The 23,566-nt window shown below is 49.8% G+C and carries 25 protein-coding genes; 7 read left to right on the forward strand and 18 right to left on the reverse strand.

The window, feature by feature from the left end; genetic code table 11:
- From ACJHWK_RS23160 to ACJHWK_RS23170, 3 genes are all read right to left on the reverse strand, one after another.
- Positions 1–405: contractile injection system protein, VgrG/Pvc8 family (locus ACJHWK_RS23160; protein ID WP_250145840.1), on the reverse strand; the 405-nt coding region annotated here is incomplete at its 3' end.
- A gap of 809 nt (positions 406–1,214) precedes the next feature.
- On the reverse strand, positions 1,215–1,430 hold the full coding sequence (locus ACJHWK_RS23165; protein ID WP_029702123.1) for a YncH family protein: 216 nt from the start codon (positions 1,428–1,430) through the stop codon (positions 1,215–1,217).
- Between the two features lie 71 nt (positions 1,431–1,501).
- Positions 1,502–2,119, reverse strand: coding sequence for a glutathione S-transferase family protein (locus ACJHWK_RS23170; RefSeq protein WP_001523246.1), 618 nt, complete (start codon positions 2,117–2,119; stop codon positions 1,502–1,504).
- Positions 2,120–2,385: 266 nt separating this feature from the next.
- Between ACJHWK_RS23170 and ansP the strand changes: the two genes are divergently transcribed.
- Complete coding sequence (ansP, locus tag ACJHWK_RS23175) at positions 2,386–3,885, forward strand: L-asparagine permease (protein WP_001309490.1); 1,500 nt, start codon at positions 2,386–2,388, stop codon at positions 3,883–3,885.
- Positions 3,886–3,997: 112 nt separating this feature from the next.
- On the opposite strand, the gene ACJHWK_RS23180 is transcribed toward ansP, so the two are convergent.
- Positions 3,998–5,059, reverse strand: coding sequence for a YncE family protein (locus tag ACJHWK_RS23180; protein ID WP_001523243.1), 1,062 nt, complete (start codon positions 5,057–5,059; stop codon positions 3,998–4,000).
- A 241-nt stretch (positions 5,060–5,300) separates the two neighbouring features.
- On the opposite strand from ACJHWK_RS23180, the gene pqqU reads away from it, so the two are divergent.
- Positions 5,301–7,403 carry a TonB-dependent receptor PqqU gene (gene pqqU / locus ACJHWK_RS23185; RefSeq protein WP_001523241.1) on the forward strand — a complete coding sequence of 701 codons (2,103 nt, stop codon included), beginning with the start codon at positions 5,301–5,303 and terminating at the stop codon, positions 7,401–7,403.
- 35 nt (positions 7,404–7,438) lie between these two features.
- On the opposite strand, the gene mcbR is transcribed toward pqqU, so the two are convergent.
- Together mcbR and curA are read right to left on the reverse strand one after the other, a co-directional pair.
- Positions 7,439–8,104: a colanic acid/biofilm transcriptional regulator McbR gene (mcbR, locus tag ACJHWK_RS23190; RefSeq protein ID WP_001523240.1), complete on the reverse strand. Its 666-nt coding sequence runs from the start codon at positions 8,102–8,104 to the stop codon at positions 7,439–7,441.
- A 198-nt stretch (positions 8,105–8,302) separates the two neighbouring features.
- Positions 8,303–9,340, reverse strand: coding sequence for an NADPH-dependent curcumin/dihydrocurcumin reductase (gene curA, locus ACJHWK_RS23195; protein WP_021517107.1), 1,038 nt, complete (start codon positions 9,338–9,340; stop codon positions 8,303–8,305).
- Positions 9,341–9,520: 180 nt separating this feature from the next.
- On the opposite strand from curA, the gene ACJHWK_RS23200 reads away from it, so the two are divergent.
- Both ACJHWK_RS23200 and ACJHWK_RS23205 read left to right on the forward strand, forming a co-directional pair.
- Entirely contained in the window at positions 9,521–10,039 is a 519-nt protein-coding gene (locus ACJHWK_RS23200; protein WP_001310799.1) for a GNAT family N-acetyltransferase, read from the forward strand.
- Entirely contained in the window at positions 10,036–10,485 is a 450-nt protein-coding gene (locus ACJHWK_RS23205) for a DMT family transporter (protein WP_001076520.1), read from the forward strand. Before ACJHWK_RS23200 ends, ACJHWK_RS23205 begins: the two co-directional genes overlap by 4 nt.
- Here ACJHWK_RS23205 and ydcY read toward each other — a convergent pair whose 3' ends face one another.
- Both ydcY and ortT read right to left on the reverse strand, forming a co-directional pair.
- Positions 10,486–10,719: a DUF2526 family protein YdcY gene (ydcY, locus tag ACJHWK_RS23210; RefSeq protein WP_000018638.1), complete on the reverse strand. Its 234-nt coding sequence runs from the start codon at positions 10,717–10,719 to the stop codon at positions 10,486–10,488.
- Between the two features lie 85 nt (positions 10,720–10,804).
- Positions 10,805–10,978 carry an orphan toxin OrtT gene (gene ortT / locus ACJHWK_RS23215; RefSeq protein ID WP_001595729.1) on the reverse strand — a complete coding sequence of 58 codons (174 nt, stop codon included), beginning with the start codon at positions 10,976–10,978 and terminating at the stop codon, positions 10,805–10,807.
- 194 nt (positions 10,979–11,172) lie between these two features.
- Here ortT and yncL point away from each other — a divergent pair, with 194 nt between their 5' ends.
- Positions 11,173–11,268 (forward strand): stress response membrane protein YncL, encoded by a 96-nt coding sequence (gene yncL, locus ACJHWK_RS23220; protein ID WP_071593709.1) that lies wholly within the window; start codon positions 11,173–11,175, stop codon positions 11,266–11,268.
- 96 nt (positions 11,269–11,364) lie between these two features.
- On the opposite strand, the gene patD is transcribed toward yncL, so the two are convergent.
- The 8 genes from patD to hicA form a co-directional block, all read right to left on the reverse strand.
- The gene (patD, locus tag ACJHWK_RS23225) at positions 11,365–12,789 is read right to left on the reverse strand and encodes an aminobutyraldehyde dehydrogenase (RefSeq protein ID WP_001163881.1); all 1,425 of its coding nucleotides are present in this window, start codon (positions 12,787–12,789) and stop codon (positions 11,365–11,367) included.
- 21 nt (positions 12,790–12,810) lie between these two features.
- The gene (locus ACJHWK_RS23230) at positions 12,811–13,605 is read right to left on the reverse strand and encodes an ABC transporter permease (RefSeq protein ID WP_000555471.1); all 795 of its coding nucleotides are present in this window, start codon (positions 13,603–13,605) and stop codon (positions 12,811–12,813) included.
- Positions 13,595–14,536 carry an ABC transporter permease gene (locus ACJHWK_RS23235; protein WP_001251315.1) on the reverse strand — a complete coding sequence of 314 codons (942 nt, stop codon included), beginning with the start codon at positions 14,534–14,536 and terminating at the stop codon, positions 13,595–13,597. Before ACJHWK_RS23235 ends, ACJHWK_RS23230 begins: the two co-directional genes overlap by 11 nt.
- On the reverse strand, positions 14,537–15,550 hold the full coding sequence (locus tag ACJHWK_RS23240) for an ABC transporter ATP-binding protein (RefSeq protein WP_001523231.1): 1,014 nt from the start codon (positions 15,548–15,550) through the stop codon (positions 14,537–14,539). It abuts the gene before it with no gap.
- 17 nt (positions 15,551–15,567) lie between these two features.
- Complete coding sequence (ydcS, locus tag ACJHWK_RS23245) at positions 15,568–16,713, reverse strand: putative ABC transporter substrate-binding protein YdcS (protein ID WP_170886357.1); 1,146 nt, start codon at positions 16,711–16,713, stop codon at positions 15,568–15,570.
- Between the two features lie 244 nt (positions 16,714–16,957).
- A complete protein-coding gene (locus ACJHWK_RS23250; RefSeq protein WP_410234940.1) occupies positions 16,958–18,364 on the reverse strand; it encodes a PLP-dependent aminotransferase family protein in 1,407 nt (468 codons plus the stop codon).
- Between the two features lie 78 nt (positions 18,365–18,442).
- Positions 18,443–18,859 carry a type II toxin-antitoxin system antitoxin HicB gene (gene hicB / locus ACJHWK_RS23255; RefSeq protein WP_001270286.1) on the reverse strand — a complete coding sequence of 139 codons (417 nt, stop codon included), beginning with the start codon at positions 18,857–18,859 and terminating at the stop codon, positions 18,443–18,445.
- Positions 18,860–18,904: 45 nt separating this feature from the next.
- Positions 18,905–19,081 (reverse strand): type II toxin-antitoxin system mRNA interferase toxin HicA, encoded by a 177-nt coding sequence (hicA, locus tag ACJHWK_RS23260; protein WP_001306887.1) that lies wholly within the window; start codon positions 19,079–19,081, stop codon positions 18,905–18,907.
- Positions 19,082–19,302: 221 nt separating this feature from the next.
- Here hicA and ACJHWK_RS23265 point away from each other — a divergent pair, with 221 nt between their 5' ends.
- On the forward strand, positions 19,303–19,533 hold the full coding sequence (locus ACJHWK_RS23265; protein ID WP_000494241.1) for a YncJ family protein: 231 nt from the start codon (positions 19,303–19,305) through the stop codon (positions 19,531–19,533).
- A gap of 91 nt (positions 19,534–19,624) precedes the next feature.
- On the opposite strand, the gene rlhA is transcribed toward ACJHWK_RS23265, so the two are convergent.
- Together rlhA and sutR are read right to left on the reverse strand one after the other, a co-directional pair.
- Positions 19,625–21,586 carry a 23S rRNA 5-hydroxycytidine C2501 synthase gene (gene rlhA, locus ACJHWK_RS23270; RefSeq protein ID WP_024166512.1) on the reverse strand — a complete coding sequence of 654 codons (1,962 nt, stop codon included), beginning with the start codon at positions 21,584–21,586 and terminating at the stop codon, positions 19,625–19,627.
- A 72-nt stretch (positions 21,587–21,658) separates the two neighbouring features.
- On the reverse strand, positions 21,659–22,195 hold the full coding sequence (gene sutR, locus ACJHWK_RS23275; protein ID WP_020233877.1) for a DNA-binding transcriptional regulator SutR: 537 nt from the start codon (positions 22,193–22,195) through the stop codon (positions 21,659–21,661).
- Between the two features lie 52 nt (positions 22,196–22,247).
- On the opposite strand from sutR, the gene ydcO reads away from it, so the two are divergent.
- A complete protein-coding gene (ydcO, locus tag ACJHWK_RS23280) occupies positions 22,248–23,459 on the forward strand; it encodes a BenE family transporter YdcO (RefSeq protein WP_023143671.1) in 1,212 nt (403 codons plus the stop codon).
- The last annotated feature ends 107 nt before the right edge of the window (positions 23,460–23,566 follow it).

The following is a 23,566-nucleotide window of genomic DNA, read 5'->3' on the forward strand; positions in this document are numbered from 1 at the left end:
CAGCGGACTCCACTCGGTCACCCCGTTTTCTTTCAGGATCGTCGCGAGTATGCTTTCGATGTCCTCATTCTGGAAGATACGGAAGTTCTGGCGCAGCCCTGTGCGCCACAGTGGTGGGCACACCTTCATGCTGTACAGCATCTGGTTTTTGTCGTTCTCCCCCAGTTCAAACCAGGTCACCACACCTTTCACCCGGCGCTGTACGTCATCGCCCTGCCATACCGTCAGGTAGGCCATTTTGTCCAGCACCTGCGCAAATTCAAGGGAGAGAAACTGCTGGCTGACCAGAGAGAGATCGAGGGAAAAGAGCGAAGAGAATGACTGGTTCAGATGAAAGGAGACCACCGCAAACGCGTCCGGTGGCAGGCCGTCCACTTCCAGCGTGAAACGTAATCCGGCTGACATAGCAACCTCCGTGAAAATGAATAATAATCCGCACATATTGCATGTACAACATGTCGGGCGGATGAGATAAGCGAGTCGACATCTGGCGTTACCGGGGAATATCAAAAAAATGTCATGGTTATGTGATGATTTAGTCTGGGATTTTACTTCAGAGAAACGGGTGTCTGTTTAGTCAACAAAATAATCACAAACGCAACGGATGGGTTCTCGACGTTATTCACGACAGGCTCGCGAGTAATAAAAACCTGATATGCAAAGTCAAACCAATATTCATAATGTCTTTTTATTCACAACAATAAATAATTCAATAACAATCATTGAAATGAATGATGGTTTGTATAAGGAATATACGCTACCGCCCCACCCTGAAAACATGAACTGCACATTGCCATCTTAACGTCGTTAAACACTGGCTTAATAGTGGGTATTTAAAATTAGGAATTTATTAAATTCACCTGATGAATATCATAAGCAAATAGCATAGAAAATAATGACAACTCCCCCGAGGGGACCATTTCCAAAGCACTGCACCACCACCTGGTGCCCGGATGATCTTGCTTCATTGGTAAGAGTACCTGATTCATTGTTTCCAAAATGGTGTTTTCCCCGGCCCCTCCAATAATGTGCAGCTCTCACGTGATAATCTATTGATTAGGTTATATTAAGAATCAATATTTGAAATACATCCATTTTCTTGAATAAATCAACATGTTTATTTATCAATTGCTGTTTTAGCTCTGACTCATCAAGCTCTCCATATTTGTCCTACAGATAATCGCGAATAAATACAGAGAACGCCATTTATCCTTTTAGCATACCTGCCGGATATTTTTATTTGTATTAATATTAATTGCATCTCCAACTCCGAGCATATCCATCATTAAAAACATTTTGAGATTATAGAATGCCTGTGATAACAACTGAAACATCTGCACAATGTGAATAGTTAGTTTCTTTTCAGAGGAAATGAAATAGACAAGCTGAATGAAAGGGAGAGTAATATAAATTAAAAAAATAACATGAATCTAATTAATTACGTCCATCATTGTGGATAAAGTTACTGAATAATAAATAACATAATCTTCTGGCATCCCACTCAAATAATTTCATTCCTTTTTAATACTTCTTGTAATTTCGGTAACTGACATACAGCTTCAGCAATCGCACTGATATTCTGCGCATTATCGTGAAACCATTCATGCCCCGGCCCCCATGTGCGCATGGTGCAGAGATAACAGTCCACCAGCGTTAGTTGCTCGCCAAAGGCATAAGGTTCAGCGGTCAATTGTGAATTCAGCCAGATATAAAGCGATTTACGATATTCAATAACATTATTCTTTAACTGTTCGGGTGCGTCAGGAGCCCAACGCTCAGGGTAATCGGCGAAAGTGAATGTTGGATAGACATTAGCAACCAGCCAGACCAATAGCCGTTGAAACTGCTGACGTTCGGCGCGCCCAACCGGTGGCGCAAGGTCCGGGCGACGATCGAGAACCATCAATGCAATCGCCGCTGTCTCCGTCATAATCTCGTCATTTTCCAGCGCCAGTGTCGGAATCTGACACAACGGGTTCAGGGTTTTCAATAACTCGCGTGAGGTTCCCTCGTGGTCAAAACCACTGACATCAACGAACTGATAAGGAATATCAGCCAGTGTTAGCATCAGCTCACTGATTGTAGAGCCCCATCCGGGTACGCCATACACCTTAATCATATGCCCCTCACAATCTTTTAAAGATTAAGTGTAGGACAGTACACAGGTTAACCAGCAAAAGGATTTGTCATTTTTTCGTCAGTTGTATTATTCCCCTTCAGGATTGTAAGGGGATGTTTTGCATCGTTTATCGATAACGGGTAGGATGCTGCGCCGATAGTTTTATACCCATAAAGAATAATGGTGATAACTATCATCGCCAGGATGAATAAACATTGTTCATGGCAACTTATATGACTTTTTCATTAAAGCAATCAGGGAGAGCAATGAGTAAACACGACACCGACACTTCAGATCAACACGCCGCGAAACGCCGCTGGCTTAATGCCCACGAAGAGGGGTATCACAAAGCGATGGGCAATCGCCAGGTACAGATGATCGCCATTGGCGGCGCGATTGGTACGGGTTTGTTTTTAGGCGCGGGAGCCCGACTGCAAATGGCGGGTCCAGCACTGGCACTGGTCTATTTAATTTGTGGCTTGTTTTCGTTTTTTATTCTGCGTGCATTGGGTGAGCTGGTGTTACACCGCCCTTCCAGTGGCAGTTTTGTCTCTTATGCCCGTGAGTTTTTAGGAGAGAAAGCCGCTTACGTTGCAGGCTGGATGTACTTCATCAACTGGGCGATGACGGGGATTGTCGATATTACCGCCGTTGCACTGTATATGCATTACTGGGGCGCATTTGGTGGTGTACCGCAGTGGGTCTTTGCGCTCGCTGCACTTACCATCGTTGGCACCATGAATATGATCGGTGTGAAATGGTTTGCGGAGATGGAGTTCTGGTTTGCGCTTATTAAAGTGCTCGCCATTGTGACCTTTTTGGTCGTGGGTACAGTGTTCCTCGGTAGTGGTCAGCCGCTGGATGGCAACACCACTGGCTTTCATTTAATCACCGATAATGGCGGCTTCTTCCCCCACGGTTTGCTGCCTGCGCTGGTGTTGATTCAGGGCGTAGTGTTTGCTTTTGCCTCCATTGAAATGGTGGGTACAGCTGCCGGAGAATGTAAAGATCCGCAGACCATGGTGCCTAAAGCGATTAACAGTGTGATTTGGCGTATTGGCCTGTTTTACGTCGGCTCCGTGGTGTTGCTGGTTATGTTATTGCCGTGGAGCGCGTATCAGGCGGGGCAAAGTCCGTTCGTGACGTTTTTCTCTAAACTGGGTGTGCCATATATCGGCAGCATTATGAACATTGTGGTGCTGACCGCTGCCCTCTCCAGCCTGAATTCAGGTCTGTACTGCACCGGACGTATTCTGCGCTCAATGGCGATGGGCGGTTCCGCACCGAGTTTTATGGCGAAAATGAGTCGTCAGCATGTGCCGTATGCCGGGATTCTGGCGACACTGGTTGTGTATGTCGTCGGCGTATTCCTCAACTATCTGGTGCCGTCGCGCGTATTTGAGATTGTGTTGAACTTCGCGTCGCTGGGAATCATCGCTTCATGGGCGTTTATCATCGTGTGCCAGATGCGCCTGCGTAAAGCGATTAAAGAAGGCAAAGCCGCGGATGTCAGTTTTAAACTGCCTGGCGCGCCCTTCACTTCCTGGCTGACATTACTGTTTTTGCTGAGCGTCCTGGTGCTGATGGCGTTCGATTACCCGAACGGGACTTATACCATCGCGGCGCTGCCGATTATCGGTATTCTGCTGGTTATAGGCTGGTTTGGTGTGCGCAAACGCGTTGCTGAAATTCACAGCACTGCGCCAGTCGTCGAGGAAGATGAAGAACAACAGGAAATTGTGTTTAAGCCTGAAACGGCGAGTTAATTGCAAAATTGCCCGGCTACGTGCCGGGCAAATTCAAATTACTGACGAAGGTGCCGGATACGGCGTGATAAAAGTCAGGCAAGTCTCTCCGTTTTCACCCTCGCCATATCTATTACAGCGCAATACGAATCACATCGTCCGGCTGGGTAGCTTCCTGCTGTTTAGTGGATTTTTGTTTCACACTGACATACAGCGTTTTGCCATCGGCAGACAGCGCCAGGCTGTTCGGATGAGTCGGCGTATCGAACGTTTTCACCACTTTATAGCTTTTCGCGTCAATCACACTGACTTTACCTGCCTGACGATGCGTTACGTAGGCTTCATTACGCGCCGGGTTAAACAGCACAGCCAGTGATTCCGGTGCCGCAACCTTCGACAGAATATTGCCATTACGGGTATCGACCACTAACACTTCTGCGGCTTTAGAATCGGTGATAAATGCACGCTGCCTGGCGGTATCAAGGCTAATGTTGATAAAGAAGTGCTCTTTGCCGTCATCCAGCAGCTTTTTACGGCTGAGGATTTTATTGTCGGCGGTGTCGATGGTAATCAATTCGCCGTCAGCGTTAGTGGTGTAAAGACGTTTGCCTTTGCTATCCAGCGCCAGACCGGTACTCATTTTACCGGTGTTCTGGATGGCGGTTTTCAGTTTGATATTCTCGCCATCAACGACCCAAATCACGCTCTCTTTACCAATACCACTGATGTAAACGGTGTTCGTGGCATCATCAGCTACCAGCTCACGCGGTTGCAGCGGGCGCACCTCTTCCGTGCGCTTACGATCATCCAGCACCAGACGGCCTTTCACTTCGCCCGTTTTGGCATCTATCGCCGTGACCGCGCTGTTTACAGTGTTACCAAACCACAACGTCTGAGTCGTGTTATTGATGGTAGCACCAAACGGCTTGAGATCGTTATGGATCGCCTGCGTCACTTCCAGAGTAACCGGATCAAGACGATAAACCACGCCGCCTTTATCCAGTTTGCGGCTTTGCGAAGTGGCGAGCCACAGCGCGTTTTCTTGCTGGCTATAAGCCATTTCGTAGGCACCTTTACCTACCGCTTTACGCAGCATTTCTTCTGCGGCCTGCGTACTGAATGATGAAGCAACAAGCAATGAACCTAACAGTAATGAACCACGCAGGCGCGATGAAAACAGATGACGTAAATGCATGACGACTCCCTTTGATGAACCGATATTTTTGCTGCTTCACAATGCTTCGCTAAGCGTAATCATCGTTACGCTCTTGTTATAAATGGGAATGGTAATCATTATTTTCTCAAATGTGGAGCATTTCTTGCCGTTACGACTACAATTTTCTCAATTACTTAACGTATCGTGCCGTTTCGTTTTCCATAAATTTACAATTTTATTACCATAGCGGCGTTTTCCCATTCTTAACCTGGCTTTTTTCATGAAGATTTTTTCCGTCCGACAGACCGTTTTGCCCGCACTGCTTGTCCTTTCCCCTGTTGTTTTTGCCGCTGATGAACAGACCATGATTGTCAGTGCCACGCCGCAGGTGGTTTCAGAACTGGATACCCCAGCAGCCGTGAGCGTGGTGAATGGCGAGGAGATGCGTCTGGCAACACCGCGCATTAACTTGTCTGAATCACTGACCGGCGTGCCTGGTTTGCAGGTACAAAACCGGCAGAACTATGCGCAAGATTTACAGCTGTCGATTCGCGGATTTGGCTCCCGCTCCACTTACGGAATTCGTGGTATTCGCCTGTATGTGGACGGTATTCCCGCCACCATGCCCGACGGACAAGGGCAAACATCCAACATCGATTTAAGCAGTGTACAAAATGTGGAAGTGCTGCGCGGCCCCTTCTCTGCTCTGTATGGCAACGCGTCTGGCGGTGTAATGAATGTCATCACCCAGACCGGACAACAGCCACCAACCATTGAAGCCAGTAGTTACTACGGCAGTTTTGGCAGCTGGCGCTATGGGCTGAAAGCAACAGGCGCAATGGGCGACGGCACTCAGCCTGGCGATGTCGATTACACCGTCTCAACAACGCGCTTTACGACCCACGGCTATCGTGATCATAGTGGCGCACAGAAAAATTTAGCCAATGCCAAACTGGGCGTACGCATTGATGACGCCAGCAAATTAAGCCTGATTTTCAATAGTGTGGATATCAAAGCAGATGACCCAGGTGGGCTAACCGAAGCAGAATGGAAGGCGAATCCGCAACAAGCGCCACGCGCTGAACAGTACGACACGCGAAAAACCATCAAGCAAACTCAGGCTGGGTTGCGCTATGAACGTAGCCTGAGCGCACAAGATGATATGAGTGTGATGATGTATGCCGGGGAGCGAGAAACGACCCAGTACCAGTCAATCCCGATGGCACCACAACTTAACCCGTCGCATGCGGGCGGCGTGATTACTCTGCAACGCCATTATCAGGGGATAGACAGCCGCTGGACACACCGTGGCGAGCTGGGCGTTCCGCTCACGTTCACTACCGGCCTGAACTACGAAAACATGAGTGAAAATCGCAAAGGCTACAATAACTTCCGCCTGAATAGCGGCGTGCCGGAATACGGGCAAAAAGGTGAGTTGCGCCGCGACGAACGCAATCTGATGTGGAACGTCGATCCCTATTTACAGACGCAGTGGCAGCTGAGCGAAAAACTGTCGCTGGATGCTGGCGTGCGCTACAGCTCCGTGTGGTTTGATTCCAACGACCATTACGTTACTCCGGGTAACGGCGATGACAGCGGTGATGCCAGTTATCACAAATGGCTACCTGCCGGATCGTTAAAATATGCAATGACCGACGCCTGGAATATCTATCTGGCAGCCGGGCGTGGTTTTGAAACGCCGACGATTAATGAGCTCTCTTATCGCGCTGATGGGCAAAGCGGTATGAACTTTGGTTTAAAACCATCCACCAACGATACAATTGAAATCGGCAGTAAAACGCGTATTGGTGATGGGCTGCTTAGTCTCGCATTGTTTCAGACCGACACTGATGATGAAATTGTTGTCGATAGCAGTAGCGGTGGGCGTACGACCTACAAAAATGCCGGAAAGACCCGTCGTCAAGGAGCTGAAATGGCATGGGATCAACGTTTCGCGGGAGATTTTCGCGTAAAAGCGTCCTGGACCTGGCTTGATGCGACCTATCGCAGCAATGTGTGCAATGAACAGGATTGTAACGGTAACCGGATGCCAGGGATCGCCCGTAATATGGGCTTTGCGTCGATAGGTTATGTACCGGAAGATGGCTGGTATGCAGGCACGGAAGCGCGTTATATGGGTGATATTATGGCAGATGATGAAAATACGGCCAAAGCGCCGTCTTATACTCTCGTCGGCTTATTCACCGGGTATAAATACAATTACCACAATTTAACTGTGGATTTATTTGGTCGTGTCGATAATTTATTCGATAAAGAATACGTTGGTTCTGTCATTGTCAATGAGTCAAACGGGCGATATTACGAACCTGCACCCGGGCGAAATTATGGTGTCGGCATGAATATTGCGTGGCGATTTGAGTAATTACCTTGATGCCCGGTATTTGCCGGGCATTTAATTTAACGATTGTATTGCTGGTATAAAATAGCAATATTTTGTTGCATAATTTCAGCAAGACAATGCCTGCATCCCTCTTTGTCTTTTGCTTTTAACGCGGCGAGTAATAGACGATAGTTTTCTATACGCTCCCGTAATTCCGCTGGATTAATCGCTTCATAGAGATAATGTAAACCAGGTCCCATCCTGACCCACAGTTGCTCAATCATCTCACACAGGATGGGCATATTTGAACGATGATAAATCGCTAAGCGAAATAGCCTGTTCGCATTAACGATTTGTTCCATGTCGCCCTTTTCTTGCGCCTGCTGTAATTTCTCGAGCAATTCCTCGAGTTCCGCCAGGTCTTGCGGGGTGAGGTTTTCAACAGCCAGAGTAACTGCCATTAATTCCAGCTCGTAGCGGATCCGATTGATTTCGTCTAATTGACGTTTCCCCACTTCCGGAACTGTAAATGCTTGCGCTGGTGCGACAGAAAGCGCATTCACCGAAACCAGACGTAATAATGCTTCACGCACGGGTGTAATACTCATACCTAATTGCTCCGCCAGATTTTTAGTAATCAGGCGTACGCCAGGTTTTAGTGCGCCAATACTAAGCTGATGTTTCAGGTCGTTCTCAACCTTCATAGTTAAACTGATATGCGGTATTTTTTCCGTTCCAGGCATGTTATTTCCTTTAGGCGTTTTCGTTCCAACTCTGCCAGCATAGCAGAAGTCGTTTACCTGGCGTATGAAGCTGAATAATCATTATCCACTCACCTTTATTGTTATTAGCTACAGAACAGAGAAGTGATAAGTTAATTAAAGCTGGAAATAAGATTTTTGCCTGGATTTTTATGGCGGCTTTACGCCGCCGTCGTATCTTTAATCATCACCCGCCACGCGGATCACCACTTTGCCGAAGTTTTTACCCTTCAGCAGGCCGATAAATGTCTGTGGCGCATTCTCTAAACCGTCAGTAATTTCTTCGCGGTAGTGGATTTTATCCTCTTTCACCCATTGCCCCATCTCCTTCTGAAACTCATGGATGCGGTGACCATAATCCTGAGCGATAATAAATCCTTGCAAGCGAATACGTTTTTTCAGCACCGTAGCCATCAGCAGAGGTAAACGATCCGGACCGGGTGGTAGCTCTGTAGCGTTATAGCTGCTCACTAAGCCGCAGACGGGAATGCGCGCAGATGTATTAAGTAACGGTAGCACCGCATCAAATACCTTACCGCCCACGTTTTCATAATAGATATCAATACCTTTTGGGCACGCTTTCGTCAGTTGTTCGGCAAAATCATCCGCATGGTGATCAAGGCAAACATCAAAACCTAACACCTCGGTAGCATGGCGGCATTTTTCCGCGCCACCGGCCACCCCCACCACCCTGCAACCTTTAAGTTTGCCGATTTGACCCACCGTCGCCCCCACAGGACCTGTCGCCGCAGCAACAACCAATGTTTCGCCCTCTTTGGGCTGACCGATATCCAGCAGCCCCATATAAGCGGTAAAGCCTGGCATCCCCAGCACACCCAGCGACCACGATGGATTTTGCGGATGATCGCCAAGTTTCACCAGTTCATCACCACTGGATATGTCATAGTCCTGCCATCCACTGTAGCCCAGCACCCAGTCGCCAGGCTGATAATCAGGATGATTCGACTCCACGACACGGCTCACCGTACCGCCGACCATCACGCCGCCAATATCAACAGGCGGTGAATAAGATGGCTCATCGCTCATACGTCCACGCATATACGGGTCCAGGGACAAATAAACTGTGCGCAGTAACACCTGTCCTTCACTCGGTGTGGCGACATCATCTTCTTCAAGACGAAAGTTCTCCGGAACCGGCGCGCCATGCGGACGCGAGGCCAGAACCCAACGTCGATTACGCTGCTTTTGTTGCCCCATAATGCTCTCCTGTGCTTTTGGCATGAATCCATCAATAGTAGCAGGCTCGCAGGAATGGTTTTGTTTGCAGCCGTCACATCCCCTCTGCAACACGCAATAATTTCATCGAGGAATCCGTTGCTTCGGGCTGTTTTCGATAGTATTGATAACGTCATCATCATTATTTAATCGAGGCCAAACATGTCCATCCGTTTTGCCCGCAAAGCCGACTGTGCTGCCATTGCGGAAATTTATAACCACGCCGTGTTGTATACGGCGGCTATCTGGAATGACCAAACGGTGGATGCAGATAACCGCATTGCCTGGTTCGAAGCGCGGACTTTAGCAGGTTATCCAGTGCTGGTGAGCGAGGAAAACGGCGTAGTGACGGGATATGCCTCGTTTGGCGACTGGCGTAGTTTTGATGGTTTTCGCCATACCGTGGAACATTCGGTTTATGTCCATCCCGATCATCAGGGGAAAGGTCTGGGGCGTAAATTGTTAAGCCGATTGATTGATGAAGCGCGGGATTGCGGGAAGCATGTCATGGTCGCCGGGATCGAATCGCAAAATCAGGCCTCGCTGCATCTGCACCAGTCGCTGGGATTTGTCGTCACCGCACAAATGCCGCAGGTAGGCACTAAATTTGGTCGTTGGCTGGATCTGACATTTATGCAGTTGCAACTCGACGAGCGCACTGAACCGGACGCGATTGGATGAATCAGTCGCTTACCCTTGCTTTTTTGATTGCCGCCGGAATTGGTCTGGTGGTGCAAAACACGCTGATGGTGCGCATCACCCAGAGCTCCTCTACCATTCTCATCGCCATGTTGCTGAACTCTTTGGTAGGAATTGTGCTGTTCGTTTCTATTTTGTGGTTTAAACAAGGTATGGAGGGGTTTGGTGAACTGGTGTCCAGCGTGCGCTGGTGGACACTTATACCTGGCTTGCTGGGATCGTTTTTTGTCTTCGCCAGTATCAGCGGATATCAGAATGTGGGAGCGGCGACAACTATTGCGGTACTGGTCGCCAGCCAGCTGATTGGCGGTCTGGTGCTGGATATCTTCCGCAGCCATGGCGTACCACTACGAGCGTTGATCGGCCCAATTTGTGGCGCAATTTTACTTGTGGTTGGCGCCTGGCTGGTGGCCAGACGCTCATTTTAATCAGAGGATGGTGCCGCCTTTGGTTAACTGTTCATGGCGCGCTTCCATATCTTCTTTATGTTTGCGACCGTGATGGGCGATCGCTGTGCGCAGACGCTGCTGCTGGGTATAGCGTTCTTCCCGACTTAACTCCGCATCATCGCTCAGGGCGATTAATAATTCGTTCATATGGGCAATGACGCTCTCTTCAATCGCGGCATCCACGCGCGCGATGACTTCATCCAGATGCGACATACTTTCTCCTTAGCCACTTGTGAAATTTATCGATTCATCCAAATGATATAAGTCTGCGTGGTGCCGTCAAGCCAGTGAGTAAGATTTAAAACAGTGAAAACAACAGCGCCACCGGGAAACTCATCGGCCATGTTGCCCCCACCAGAAAGGCGCTTAAGAAACGGATGCGTTTCTTATCGTGAGAAAGAAACCAGGTGATAAGAAATGAGATTGCTGCCATAACCGCATAAAAAACAAGCATATGTTGATAGAGAGACATGTACGGGCGTCCAGCCAGATGAATAAAACGCGCGCAAATATGCGTCATTTTTTGACGTACATCAAGTTTTTTAACCGGTTTGAGAAAAAAACATCAAACAGCAACTTGCCCTTATCCATCTTCAGAATGAGTATTATTGCGGATTTTCTTAACCCGTACTATACACATAGGGGCAATGATAAAAGGTGGCAAAAATGAATGTTTCCAGTAGAACTGTAGTACTGATAAATGTCTTTGCTGCTGTTAGTTTGTTTACTCTTATCTCTATGAGATTTGGCTGGTTTATTTGATGTAGTGATTTTGCACGCAGCACGTACTGTCAGAGAAATCAGTGCTCTGACAGTACGCAAGATCTTCTCATACTCTTACGATCTGCAATATTATCCTTAATGTTTAACCATGACGTGGCGGACGACGGTGTAATCCTCCAGCCCATAAAGTGACATATCCTTGCCGTAACCAGAAAGTTTCTGCCCACCGTGCGGCATTTCACTTACCAGCATGAAATGGGTATTGACCCAGGTACAACCATATTGCAGCCGCGCGCTGACGCGATGCGCCCTGCCCACATCTTTCGTCCATACCGAGGATGCAAGTCCATACTGGCTGTCATTTGCCCAGTTTACCACCTGTTCTTCATTGTCGAAGAGCGTAACACTCACTACTGGACCAAATACCTCTTTTTGCACGATGGCATCGTCCTGTAATGCGCCAGCCAGTAGCGTCGGCGCATAGTAATAGCCATTACCCTTGCGCTTTTCACCGCCAGTGATCACTTTGATGTGCCCTGTCGCTTTCGCCTCTTCTACCGCCTTGCTGACGCGTTCGAGATGCGCCAGCGAACTTAAAGGTCCAAGCTCCGTAGAGTCGTCATCCGGCGCACCCGATTTTAACGTTGCCACTGCAGCACCAAGTTTTTCCACCAGCGTATCGTAAATGCCTTTTTGCGCATAGATCCGACAAGCCGCTGTACAATCCTGTCCGGCATTGTAATAGCCAAAAGTACGTACACCTTCGACCACCGCTTCAATATCCGCATCATCAAAAACTATCACTGGCGCTTTGCCACCAAGTTCCATATGAGTACGCTTTATGGACGGCGCGGTATGGCTGATGATGTGCTCGCCGGTGGCGATAGAGCCCGTCAGCGACACCATCCGCACTTTGGGATGACCGGTCAGCGGATCGCCCACCGTTTTGCCTCTGCCAAACAGTACGTTAATCACGCCTGCCGGGAAGATATCTTTCGCCAGCTCTGCCAACTTCAACGCGGTCAGCGGGGTAATTTCTGATGGTTTAAGCACTACACAGTTCCCTGCCGCCAGCGCCGGAGCCAGTTTCCACGCGGCCATCATCAGCGGATAATTCCACGGTGCGATCGAAGCCACGACCCCCAACGGATCGCGACGGATCATCGAAGTATGACCTTCAAGATATTCACCTGCCGCCAGACCATTCAGACAGCGCGCCGCACCAGCGAAAAAGCGAAAAACATCGACAATCGCCGGGATTTCATCATTGAACGCACTATGCAGCGGTTTGCCACAATTACGGGACTCCAGTTCGGCAAAAACCTGACCATTTTCTTCGATAACATCAGCCAGTTTCAGCAGACATTCCGCACGCACTTTCGGCGTGGTTTGCCCCCATTCGGCAAATGCTGCATCTGCCGCGCGCACAGCAGCATCGACCTGCTCTGCGGATGCCTCGGCAATCTCCAGTAAAACGTCCCCCGTTGCCGGATTATAGACAGGCTGTTTTTCCCCTTCGCCGCTAACCAGTTCTCCGTTAATCAGTAACTTATGTTGCATAGCATATTCCTGTATCAGTGGTTATTGACCATTGTCGCCTTCGCGGGTTAGCCACCAGGCCCCCAGGATCGGCAAGGTTGTTACCAACATAACCAGCAGTGCCACCACGTTGGTTACCGGTACATCACGCGGTCGCCCAAGCTGATTGAGCAACCACAACGGTAACGTTCGTTCATGACCTGCCGTAAAGGTCGTCACGATGATTTCATCGAACGACAAGGCAAACGCCAGCATTCCTCCTGCCAGTAACGCCGAACTGAGATTCGGCAACACTACGTAGCGGAAGGTTTGCCAGCCATTGGCCCCAAGATCCATTGACGCCTCAACCAGACTCCACGAGGTGCGGCGAAAACGGGCGATGACATTGTTAAACACCACAACTACACAAAAAGTCGCATGACCGACCACGATGGTGAAAAATCCCGGCTCCAGATTGATGGTTTTAAAGGCGGTTAACAACGCCAGACCAGTGACAATGCCCGGCAGCGCAATGGGCAGCAGCAGTAACAGCGAAATGGCGTTTTTGCCGAAAAAGTCTCGTCGCCACAGCGCGGCAGCGGCCAGCGTCCCTAACACCAGCGCCATTAATGTCGCCAGCGCCGCCACTTTAAGTGACAGTGTCACGGCATCAAGAATATCACTACGCTGTGCTGCCACGCTAAACCAGCGCAGCGTCAGGCCCTGCGGTGGAAAACTAAACGCCGCATCTTCAGTGTTAAACGCATAGGCGGCGATAATCAGGATGGGAAAATGTAGGAAAACCACGCCGCCCCAGGCCGCCAGTTTGAGGAAAAACGGTGCGCGTTCAGAGTGCATCGAACGCTCCCAGACGTTTCACGAACGCCAGGTACAGTGCGATGAGAACAATCGGCACCAGGGTGAATGCCGCCGCCATCGGCATATTGCCAATCGCTCCCTGCTGGGAATAAACCATATTGCCGATAAAATATCCTGGAGGGCCAACCAGCTGCGGAACAATAAAATCGCCCAGTGTGAGTGAAAAGGTAAAGATAGAGCCAGCGGCAATACCAGGGATTGCCAGCGGCAGCACCACATAGCGAAAGGTTTGCCGTGGACGCGCGCCAAGATCAGCCGACGCCTGCAACAATGACGGCGGCAAACGCTCAAGCGCCGCCTGCACGGGCAGGATCATGAACGGCAGCCAGATATAGAGAAACACCAGAAAGCGCCCCAGCCCGGAAGTTGACAGCGTATTGCCGCCCACCGCAGGTAATGTAAGGAACGCAGTCAGCAGTGGTTCCAGCCCAAGATGTTGTAAAAACCACTGAGCCACGCCATCTTTTGCCAGCAATAACGTCCAGGCATAGGCTTTAACAATGTAGCTCGCCCACATCGGCAACATTACCGCAATATAAAAAAACGCTTTCATTTTCCCGCTGGTATAGCGCGCCATATACCACGCCATTGGAAAAGCCAGAATGGCGCTGGCGATAGTGACTGCCACAGCCATAGTCAGCGTGCGGAGAATGATGTCGTAATTCGCCGGATTAAACAGCGCACGGATATTCGCCAGCGTCAGTTCCGGCGTTACCGACATGGTGAAATCGTCAAAGGTATAAAATCCCTGCCATAACAGTGTCAGCAGCGAGCCGAAATAGACAATGCCAAACCACATTAGCGGGCCAAGCAGCAGTAAAAACAGCCCCAGCCCCGGATTACGCCAGAAGAAACCGGACACCTTACCCAGACCTGGACGTGAAGGTGATTGCAATACATTCATCGCCATTCACCTCTCCTCAACCAGCGGCACCATCACATCACGCGACCAGGAAACCATCACCTGTTGTCCGGGCGTGAGCGTGGCAGGCAGTTCTTCGCCTGTCATATTGGCCTGACTCACAAGCAGTTTTTCACCGCCGTTCAATTTCAGTTCAAAACGAGTTGCCGCGCCCTGATATTGCACCGCCTGGATCGTGCCATTGGCCTGCAGTTCACCAGGGGTGTTGAGGCGGATATGTTCCGGTCGCAGGGCGAAGCTTCCCGTCATGCCACAAAGTTTCTCTGCCATCAGTCCATCAAAAACATTCGATGTACCAACGAACCCGGCAACAAACGGCGTGCGCGGGCGCATATAGAGATCGCGCGGGGAATCGACCTGCTCAATGCGTCCATTATTGAAAACCGCAACACGATCGGACATCGATAACGCTTCGCCCTGATCGTGGGTAACGAAGATAAAAGTGATACCGAGAGACTGTTGCAGCTTTTTCAGTTCCAGTTGCATCTGCTCACGCAATTTGAGATCCAGTGCGCCGAGCGGTTCATCCAACAGCAATACGCGCGGTTCATTCACCAATGCTCTGGCGATAGCAACCCGCTGGCGCTGACCACCAGAAAGTTGTGACGGTTTACGTTGCTGTACAAACCCCAACGCCACTTTCTCCAGCGCCTCTTGCGCCATTGCGTGCCGCTGCTTTTTATTCACGCCTTTGACCATCAGCCCATAGGCGACATTGTCAAGAATCGACATATGCGGAAATAGCGCGTAGTCCTGGAAGACAGTATTCACGTCCCGCTCCCACGGTGGCAGATTGCTGGCGGGTTTACCAAAGATAGAGATAGCCCCGCCGGAAAGCTTTTCGAAGCCAGCAATCAGGCGCAGGCAGGTGGTTTTGCCGGAGCCGGACGGCCCCAGCATAGAGAAGAACTCACCATCTTTTATCGCAATACTGACGCCATCTACTGCGCGCACGTCACCGTACAACCGCGAGACGTTGTCAAACTCCACTGCGTACGTCATAAAACACCCCAGCGAAGTTAGCGACCGCCCATAATGGCAATGTAATCCTGCGTCCAGCGACTGTAGGGAACAAACTTGCCCCCTTCTGCTATAGGTGTTTTCCAGAAGGCGATTTTATCGAAATAGTTAAAACCGTTGGTTTCACAACCTTTTTTGCCTAATAACGGACTGGCTTTACACCCTTCCGGCACTACCGGTAACGAGCCAAACCAGGCCGCCACATCGCCCTGCACTTTTGGCGTTAATGACCAGTTCATCCATTTGTAGGCGCAAACCGAATGTTTCGCTTCACTATGTAGCATGGTGGTGTCAGCCCAACCGGTAACGCCCTCTTTCGGGAATACGGTCGCGACAGGCTGGCCTTCGGCTTTCAGGGCGTTGGCCTGATAGGGCCATGCACTGGAAGCAACCACACCCTCGTTTTTGAAATCGCTCATTTGTACGGTAGTGTCATGCCAGTAGCGATGGATCAAACTATGTTGATCGCGCAGCACTTTCAGCACCGCCTGGTACTGTTCTTCGGTGAGTTGATACGGATCGCTGATGCCCAACTGAGGCTGAGTGGCTTTAACGAACAACGCAGCGTCCGCAATGTAGATAGGGCCATCATAAGCCTGAACGCGGCCTTTATTGCTCTTGCCGTCCGGCAGATTCTGCTCAACAAAAACCACTTGCCAGCTATCCGGCGGCGTCGGGAAGGTTTTAGTGTTGTACATCAACAGGTTCGGACCCCATTGGTAAGGTGTGCCATAAACTTTGCCACTAACGTTAAACCAGTCGCCTTTAACCACGCGCGGATCGAGCGTTTTCCAGTTGGGAATCAATGAGGTATTAATCGGCTGCACGCGTTTGCCCATAATCAGGCGCAGCGAGGCATCGCCGGATGCCGTAACCAGATCGTAACCCCCTTTGGTCATCAGACTGACCATTTCATCGAAAGTCGCGGCGGTTTTCACATTCACCGCGCAGCCAGTCTCTTTTTCGAATTGCGTTACCCAGTCGTATTGTTTATCAGTTTGTCCGCGTTCGATGTATCCCGGCCAGGCGATAATATCCAGTCGCCCTTCCGGTTTATCTAAATTGGTAGGTGGTTCGGCGGCGTGAGCGGTCATTATTGTCATGGTGAGCGCACACAGGCTGCTGCGGGCAAATGTCTTGCTCATAAAGCCTTACTCCTGTCGTAATTAATTGTTCAGCCGCCGTGCCGTAAAAATATCTCCTTGTTTAACCATAGACGGCGGCTTGCAGGCACACCTTCGCCCCTGAGAAAATTTAATCAGGTTGTGAGCTACCGCGCATTATGCCGTCTGTAAGGTTATCTTCTGGAGTATAGACAAGGAGTTAGGAAATATGACTGCTATTCGAAATTCATATTACCCAACCTGAGAGGAATTTAATTAAACGCTATTACAGCCGTTCTTGAATAAGTTTGCCTAATTGTTTAACCGCCTGTTCTTCACGTTCTCCCCACTGCCACGCGGTATTAAAACGGAAAAAACGTGACCAGTTTTCACCGGTAGAAAACATTTTACCCGGCGCAATACTGATATGATGCGCCAGTGCCGCCAGGCTTAATTCGCCCGCATCTAACGGTTCGGGAAGCTCCAGCCAGAGAAAATAACCGCTGTCATTATGATGAATTTTCACTTCCGCAGGCAGATAACGCAGCAGTGCTTGCCAGGCACGTTGTTTACGTTCCGCAAGCTGGCGACGCAGGCGACGAAGATGGGCGTCGTATCGGCGCGTGGAAAGGTAATCCACCAGAGCAAGTTGCATCGGTGAGCTGGTGGAAAGCGTACTCATCAACTGCAAGCGTTGAATTTTACGTGCATGTTTTCCGGCGGCGACCCAACCAATACGAAAACCAGGCACCAGACATTTCGAAAACGAAGAGCAATGCAAAACACCATCGTGGTGATCCCACGCTTTCGCAGGCAGCGGTTTTTCCCGTCCAAAATAAAGTTCGCTGTAAACGTCATCTTCAATCAGCGTTACGTTGTACTGACTGAGCAACGCTACCAGCCGCGCTTTTTTCTGCGGCGTTAAGGTAAATCCGAGTGGATTCTGGCTATTAGTCATCAGCCAGCACGCTTTCACCGGATACTCCTGCAACGCCAGTTCCATCGCCTTGAGATCAATCCCTTCTTTAACGTCCGTCGCCACCGATAACGCCTTCAGCCGTAACCGCTCCAGCGCCTGCAACGCGCCGTAGAAACAAGGATTCTCTACTATCACCCAATCGCCCGGTTCAGTGACCGCTTGTAAACTGAGGTTTAATGCCTCTAACGCCCCGGCGGTAATGACAATTTCATCAGGAGAAATAGTGATGCCCTGTAAGGCATAGCGACGAGCAATAGCCTGACGCAGTTCTGCGTTTCCTGGCGGTAAGTTTTCAATCACGCTCATCGCCGTGGCGGTTTTGCTTACCTGCGCCAGCGAGCGGTTGAGTTGTTGGAGGGGGAAAAGTCGCGGGTCGGGAAAGGCCGAGGCAAACGGAACTACCGACGGATCGCGACTGGCCTGCAACATATCAAAAATATAGGTGTTGATATCGACTGCTTCATCTCGAGTGACTGGAATGACTGGCGCTTTCGGCATTTTTATTGCCTGTGTCGCAACGTAATAACTCGACTGCGGTCGCGCGATAATATGTCCCTGACTTTCGAGCAACTGATAGGCATGGCTCACGGTCATAAAGCTCATGCCAGAAAGCGCCACCTGGTCACGCAACGAAGGCAAACGATCTCCGGGTTGCCAGATACCCGACGCAATCTGCTCGCGTAATTGTTCTGCAAGCTGCTGGTATTTTTTCATTATCGAATCGTAATTATGTGCAGATGATTCGGCAGTCTATATCAGTTGTTAAAAATGACAACTTTTCGTTAACTGTAATTAAACCATCACCAGCGATAACTCTTTGCCAAGCGCCTTTGCCGCGAGCTGGACGGCGTCGATTTTTGTCGCATGGTGCAAATTAAATAGGCGAGTAATCTCCTGTTTAGGTTTGCCAATTCGTCTGGCTAACTCTTGCTGAGTGATTTCTGACTGTAAAAAAGCATTTAACAGCAATACCTTAGAGGCGACGCTCAAAGGCACTTCAATAAAGTGATCGTGACTATTTAATGGCGAAGGTAACGGGATAAGCTCGTTATCTTCAAAATAAAAATCAAATGCGGTCAGTAAAGCATCTTTTGCCGCTTCCATCGCTTCAGCAACTGTTTCGCCCTGGGTCAACGCTTCAGGGATATCCACAAAAGAAACCATATAACCGCCTTCCGGCGCGGGTGTAAGAGTGACGGGATAACGCATAATTTCGACTGTCTCTCGCATGTCATTAACCTTTTTAATTGGCGATTAACTCAAACCGAGTTGTTTCAGGATTGCTTTACGCAATGGTTCTTTAATCTCATCGCAGGGGTGACGCGGCATGACACTGCGCCTCCCACGAAACCTGAGTTTCAAATGGTTGCTGCCATTCGCTACATCGACGCCCTGAGATTCGAGCCAACGTCTGAACTCGCTTTGTTTCACATCGCCTCCCTGCCGCTGAGTATATCAACAAAGTAAACATTAGTGTTTACCTCCGTGTGTAATTTGCTCGAAAATAGCACTAAATCGCCGCAACGGCAGAATGCAATGCAAAATCAGGAAGGAAGATTCCAGAATTTCTTTGCGCTAATTTGCAAAACTGAATAATAACCTCAAGAAACTATCGGCATCATAGCGGCAAAAGGTGAGAAAAAGGTGGCGGGATGTTTACGAAGGCGTTATCGGTTGTCTTATTAACGTGTGCGCTGTTCTCAGGACAACTCATGGCAGGGCACAAAGGACATGAATTTATGTGGGTAAAGAATGTGGATCATCAGCTACGTCATGAAGCGGACAGCGATGAATTGCGTGCCGTGGCGGAAGAGTCGGCGGAAGGTTTGCGCGAGCATTTTTACTGGCAAAAATCGCGCAAACCAGAAGCGGGACAACGTTGAGTCATTTATTGCCGGATGCGGCGTGACGCCTTACCCGGCCAACAATATCATGCAGATTCAATAAGTTGTGAGTAACCAGAAAACTGGCGTTTTACCCTTTTCGCTTCGGCAATGTTTTCAGCAGCTCATCCGGACTTACGGAGGCGACAACACTTCCCGGTAACGGCATTTTCAGAATGTGATTTTTAATTTTGCCGATGACGTGCATCTCGCATGGGCGGCAATCAAACTTTAGCGTTAATACTTCATCGCCGTTAACCAGTTGCATTGGCGTCGCCTTCCAGCTTTTGATATTGCCTTTCGCCTGTTTCGGGCACAGATTGAAGGCAAAGCGCAAACAATGCTTAGTGATCATCACCGGGACTTCGCCCTTCTCTTCATGTGCCTCATACGCCGCGTCAATCAGCTGCACACCGTAGCGATGATAAAATTCACGCGCTTTCTGGTTGTATACGTTCGCGAGGAAACTCAGATGCGTTTGCGGATAAACCGGCGCAGGATCAGCAACCGGTTTACGGCTGCCCCGCTGGTAACCGGCAAGACGTGCAGCATCCAGCATGTCGGCGGCTTCACGGCGGAACTGGTTTAACAGACTGTTTGGTACAAACAGCGCACCCGGCAAATTAATTTGCACATCGCGGGCGTAATAGATGGTTTGCCCCAGTTTTGCCAGACCATCCTTTAGATTGTTCATTGCTTTTTCGGCGTTATTGGCTTCGTCGAACTGCCCATCCAGCGTATGCGTGATGCTGACACCCTCTTCACTGGTGAGGGTCAGAATCAGTTGTTCCTGCCAGCCGCCCAGTTCAATGTCTACCGCCACCCGACGTTCGCTGGAGGTTTTTGTCAGTGCCTGCTGCCAGTTATGATCAAGATTACGGTTTAGTGGGTGATGCGGGCGAATTTTGTGCAACTCTGCTGGCATTTCATTGGGCCAGACGCGGTACTGATTTTCTCCGGTTTTCTCGACCGTATTGGCACGAAAGCCGACGACTTCACGTTTAATCATCACGTTCAGGCCATCGCCATTTGCCAGTGGTTCGGAAACGGCAACATCGAGATGATCTTTCGCCACTTTCAATACTTCACCCACCGGCAGGCCGATAAATTTCGGCGAATCGAACGCGCCAATATCGCCTTTACGGGCATTCACAAAATAATCTGTGCTACCACGGTGGAAAGTCTTTTCCGTCGATGGAACAAAGAAATGTTCAGTACGACCTGATGAAGCACGCGTCAGATCGACACGTTCTTCAATAATGGCATCCAGCATCTGGCGATAATGGGCGGTGATATTCTTCACGTAGCTCATATCTTTGTAACGCCCTTCAATCTTGAAGGAGCGTACGCCAGCATCAATCAGCGCGCCGAGGTTGGCAGTCTGATCGTTATCTTTCATCGACAGCAGATGTTTTTCATAGGAAACCACCCGCCCCTGATCGTCTTTCAATGTGTATGGCAAACGGCACGCCTGCGAGCAATCGCCACGGTTGGCGCTACGCCCTGTTTGCGCATGAGAAATGTAGCACTGACCCGAATAGGCCACGCACAGTGCGCCATGAATAAAGAATTCAATGGTCGCGTCCGTGGCCTGGTGAATCGCGCGGATCTGCTCAAGATTCAGTTCTCGCGCCAGCACAATCTGCGTGAAGCCAACATCAGAGAGGAACTTCGCTTTTTCTACTGTACGAATGTCGCACTGCGTACTGGCGTGCAGTTCAATCGGCGGAATATCAAGTTCCAGAATCCCCATATCCTGAACAATCAGCGCATCGACGCCGGTCTGGTAGAGGTCAGTAATCAGCCGTTGCGCAGGTTCCAGCTCATCATCATGCAAAATGGTGTTAAGCGTGACGAAAATTTTTGCACCATAACGATGGGCAAACGGCACCAGCTCGGCAATATCTTTCAGGCTATTACTGGCATTATGACGGGCACCAAAACCAGGGCCGCCGATATAAACAGCATCGGCACCGTGCAAAATAGCTTCGCGGGCAATGGCGGCATCGCGTGCCGGACTTAACAGTTCAAGACGATGAGAAGATACGGTCACTTTCTTATCCAGTAGCTGAAAAATGGCGGCTATTTTAGCCACAAGCGCGACGTTGCGAAATAGTTTTCCCGCTTAACTGCGCGGGTAATGGATGAGGGAATGAAAATGTACGGTTTGCTCCCCTCCATTACGATAGACATGCGTGACGTCTGCAGCAAATCGAGCGCCTTCCCCACAATTAAGGCTCTGCCATTCACCATCAACGCACAGATCAAGTTGTCCATCAATGACGACAACATGTTCGATTCCCCCCTTCTCATGGGGCGTCGATTCGCTTATTGCACCAGGTGCCATCTGAATCGAGAAGTGTTCAAAGCAGAGTTGTGGATCATAAGGAAACAGTGAAGTGATCACCATCGCCTGCTGTTGTGGATCATAAACTGAAGGCGTAGCGGACTGCGGCGGAGAAATAAATGTTGAAAATGGCACGTTCAACCCGGTGGCAATTTTCCATAATGTCGCGACCGTCGGGCTGGATTCATTACGCTCAATCTGCCCTAACATCGCTTTAGAAACGCCCGTCGCTTCTGCCAGTCGCGAAAGACTCCAGCCGCGATGCTGACGTAGTTGTTTAAGTGTGGTGGATAAAAAGCGAGCGAGATTCTCCATGCGACTCCTCCGGCAAAACGGAAGTTTATCACTTGTGCGTTATAACGGACAAATGCTACGGTACCTGTACGTTATAACGCACGAGGTGACTATGCGTCTGTTTTCTATTCCTCCACCCACGCTACTGGCGGGGTTTCTGGCGGTATTAATTGGCTACGCCAGTTCAGCGGCAATAATCTGGCAAGCAGCGATTGTCGCCGGAGCCACCACTGCACAAATCTCTGGCTGGATGACGGCGCTGGGGCTGGCAATGGGCGTCAGTACGCTGACTCTGACATTATGGTATCGCGTACCTGTTCTCACCGCATGGTCAACGCCTGGCGCGGCTTTGTTGGTCACCGGATTACAGGGACTAACACTTAACGAAGCCATCGGCGTTTTTATTGTCACCAACGCGTTAATAGTCCTCTGCGGCATAACGGGACTCTTTGCTCGTCTGATGCGCATTATTCCGCACTCGCTTGCGGCGGCAATGCTTGCCGGGATTTTATTACGCTTTGGTTTACAGGCGTTTGCCAGTCTGGATGATCAATTTACGTTGTGTGGCAGTATGTTGCTGGTATGGCTGGCAACCAAGGCCGTTGCGCCGCGCTATGCGGTAATTGCCGCGATGATTATTGGGATCGTCATCGTTATCGCGCAAGGTGACGTTGTCACAAATGATGTTGTCTTTAAACCCGTTCTCCCCACTTATATTACCCCTGATTTTGCGTTTGCTCACAGCCTGAGCGTTGCACTCCCCCTTTTTCTGGTGACGATGGCATCGCAAAACGCACCGGGTATCGCAGCAATGAAAGCCGCCGGATATTCAGCTCCTGTTTCGCCATTAATTGTATTTACTGGATTGCTGGCACTGGTTTTTTCCCCTTTCGGCGTTTATTCCGTCGGTATTGCGGCAATCACCGCGGCTATTTGTCAAAGCCCGGAAGCGCATCCGGATAAAGATCAACGTTGGCTGGCAGCTGCCGTTGCAGGCATTTTTTATTTGCTCGCAGGTCTTTTTGGTAGTGCTATTACCGGGATGATGGCTGCCCTGCCCGTAAGTTGGATCCAGATGCTGGCAGGTCTGGCGCTGTTGAGTACCATTGGCGGCAGTTTGTATCAGGCGCTGCATAATGAGCGTGAGCGCGACGCGGCGGTGGTGGCATTTCTGGTAACGGCAAGTGGATTGACGCTGGTCGGGATTGGTTCTGCGTTTTGGGGATTAATTGCCGGAGGCGTTTGTTACGTGGTGTTGAATTTAATCGCTGACAGAAACCGATAATAAATATCCTCCGGCATAGCCGGAGGTTTTTCAAATGCGCCTATAAGGCTCTCTTACCAGCCGCGCCCTAACAGGCGCACACGATCTGACATTTGCATCCAACTTCG

Source organism: Escherichia sp. WS547 (assembly GCF_046486065.1).
Classification (GTDB): domain Bacteria; phylum Pseudomonadota; class Gammaproteobacteria; order Enterobacterales; family Enterobacteriaceae; genus Escherichia; species Escherichia coli.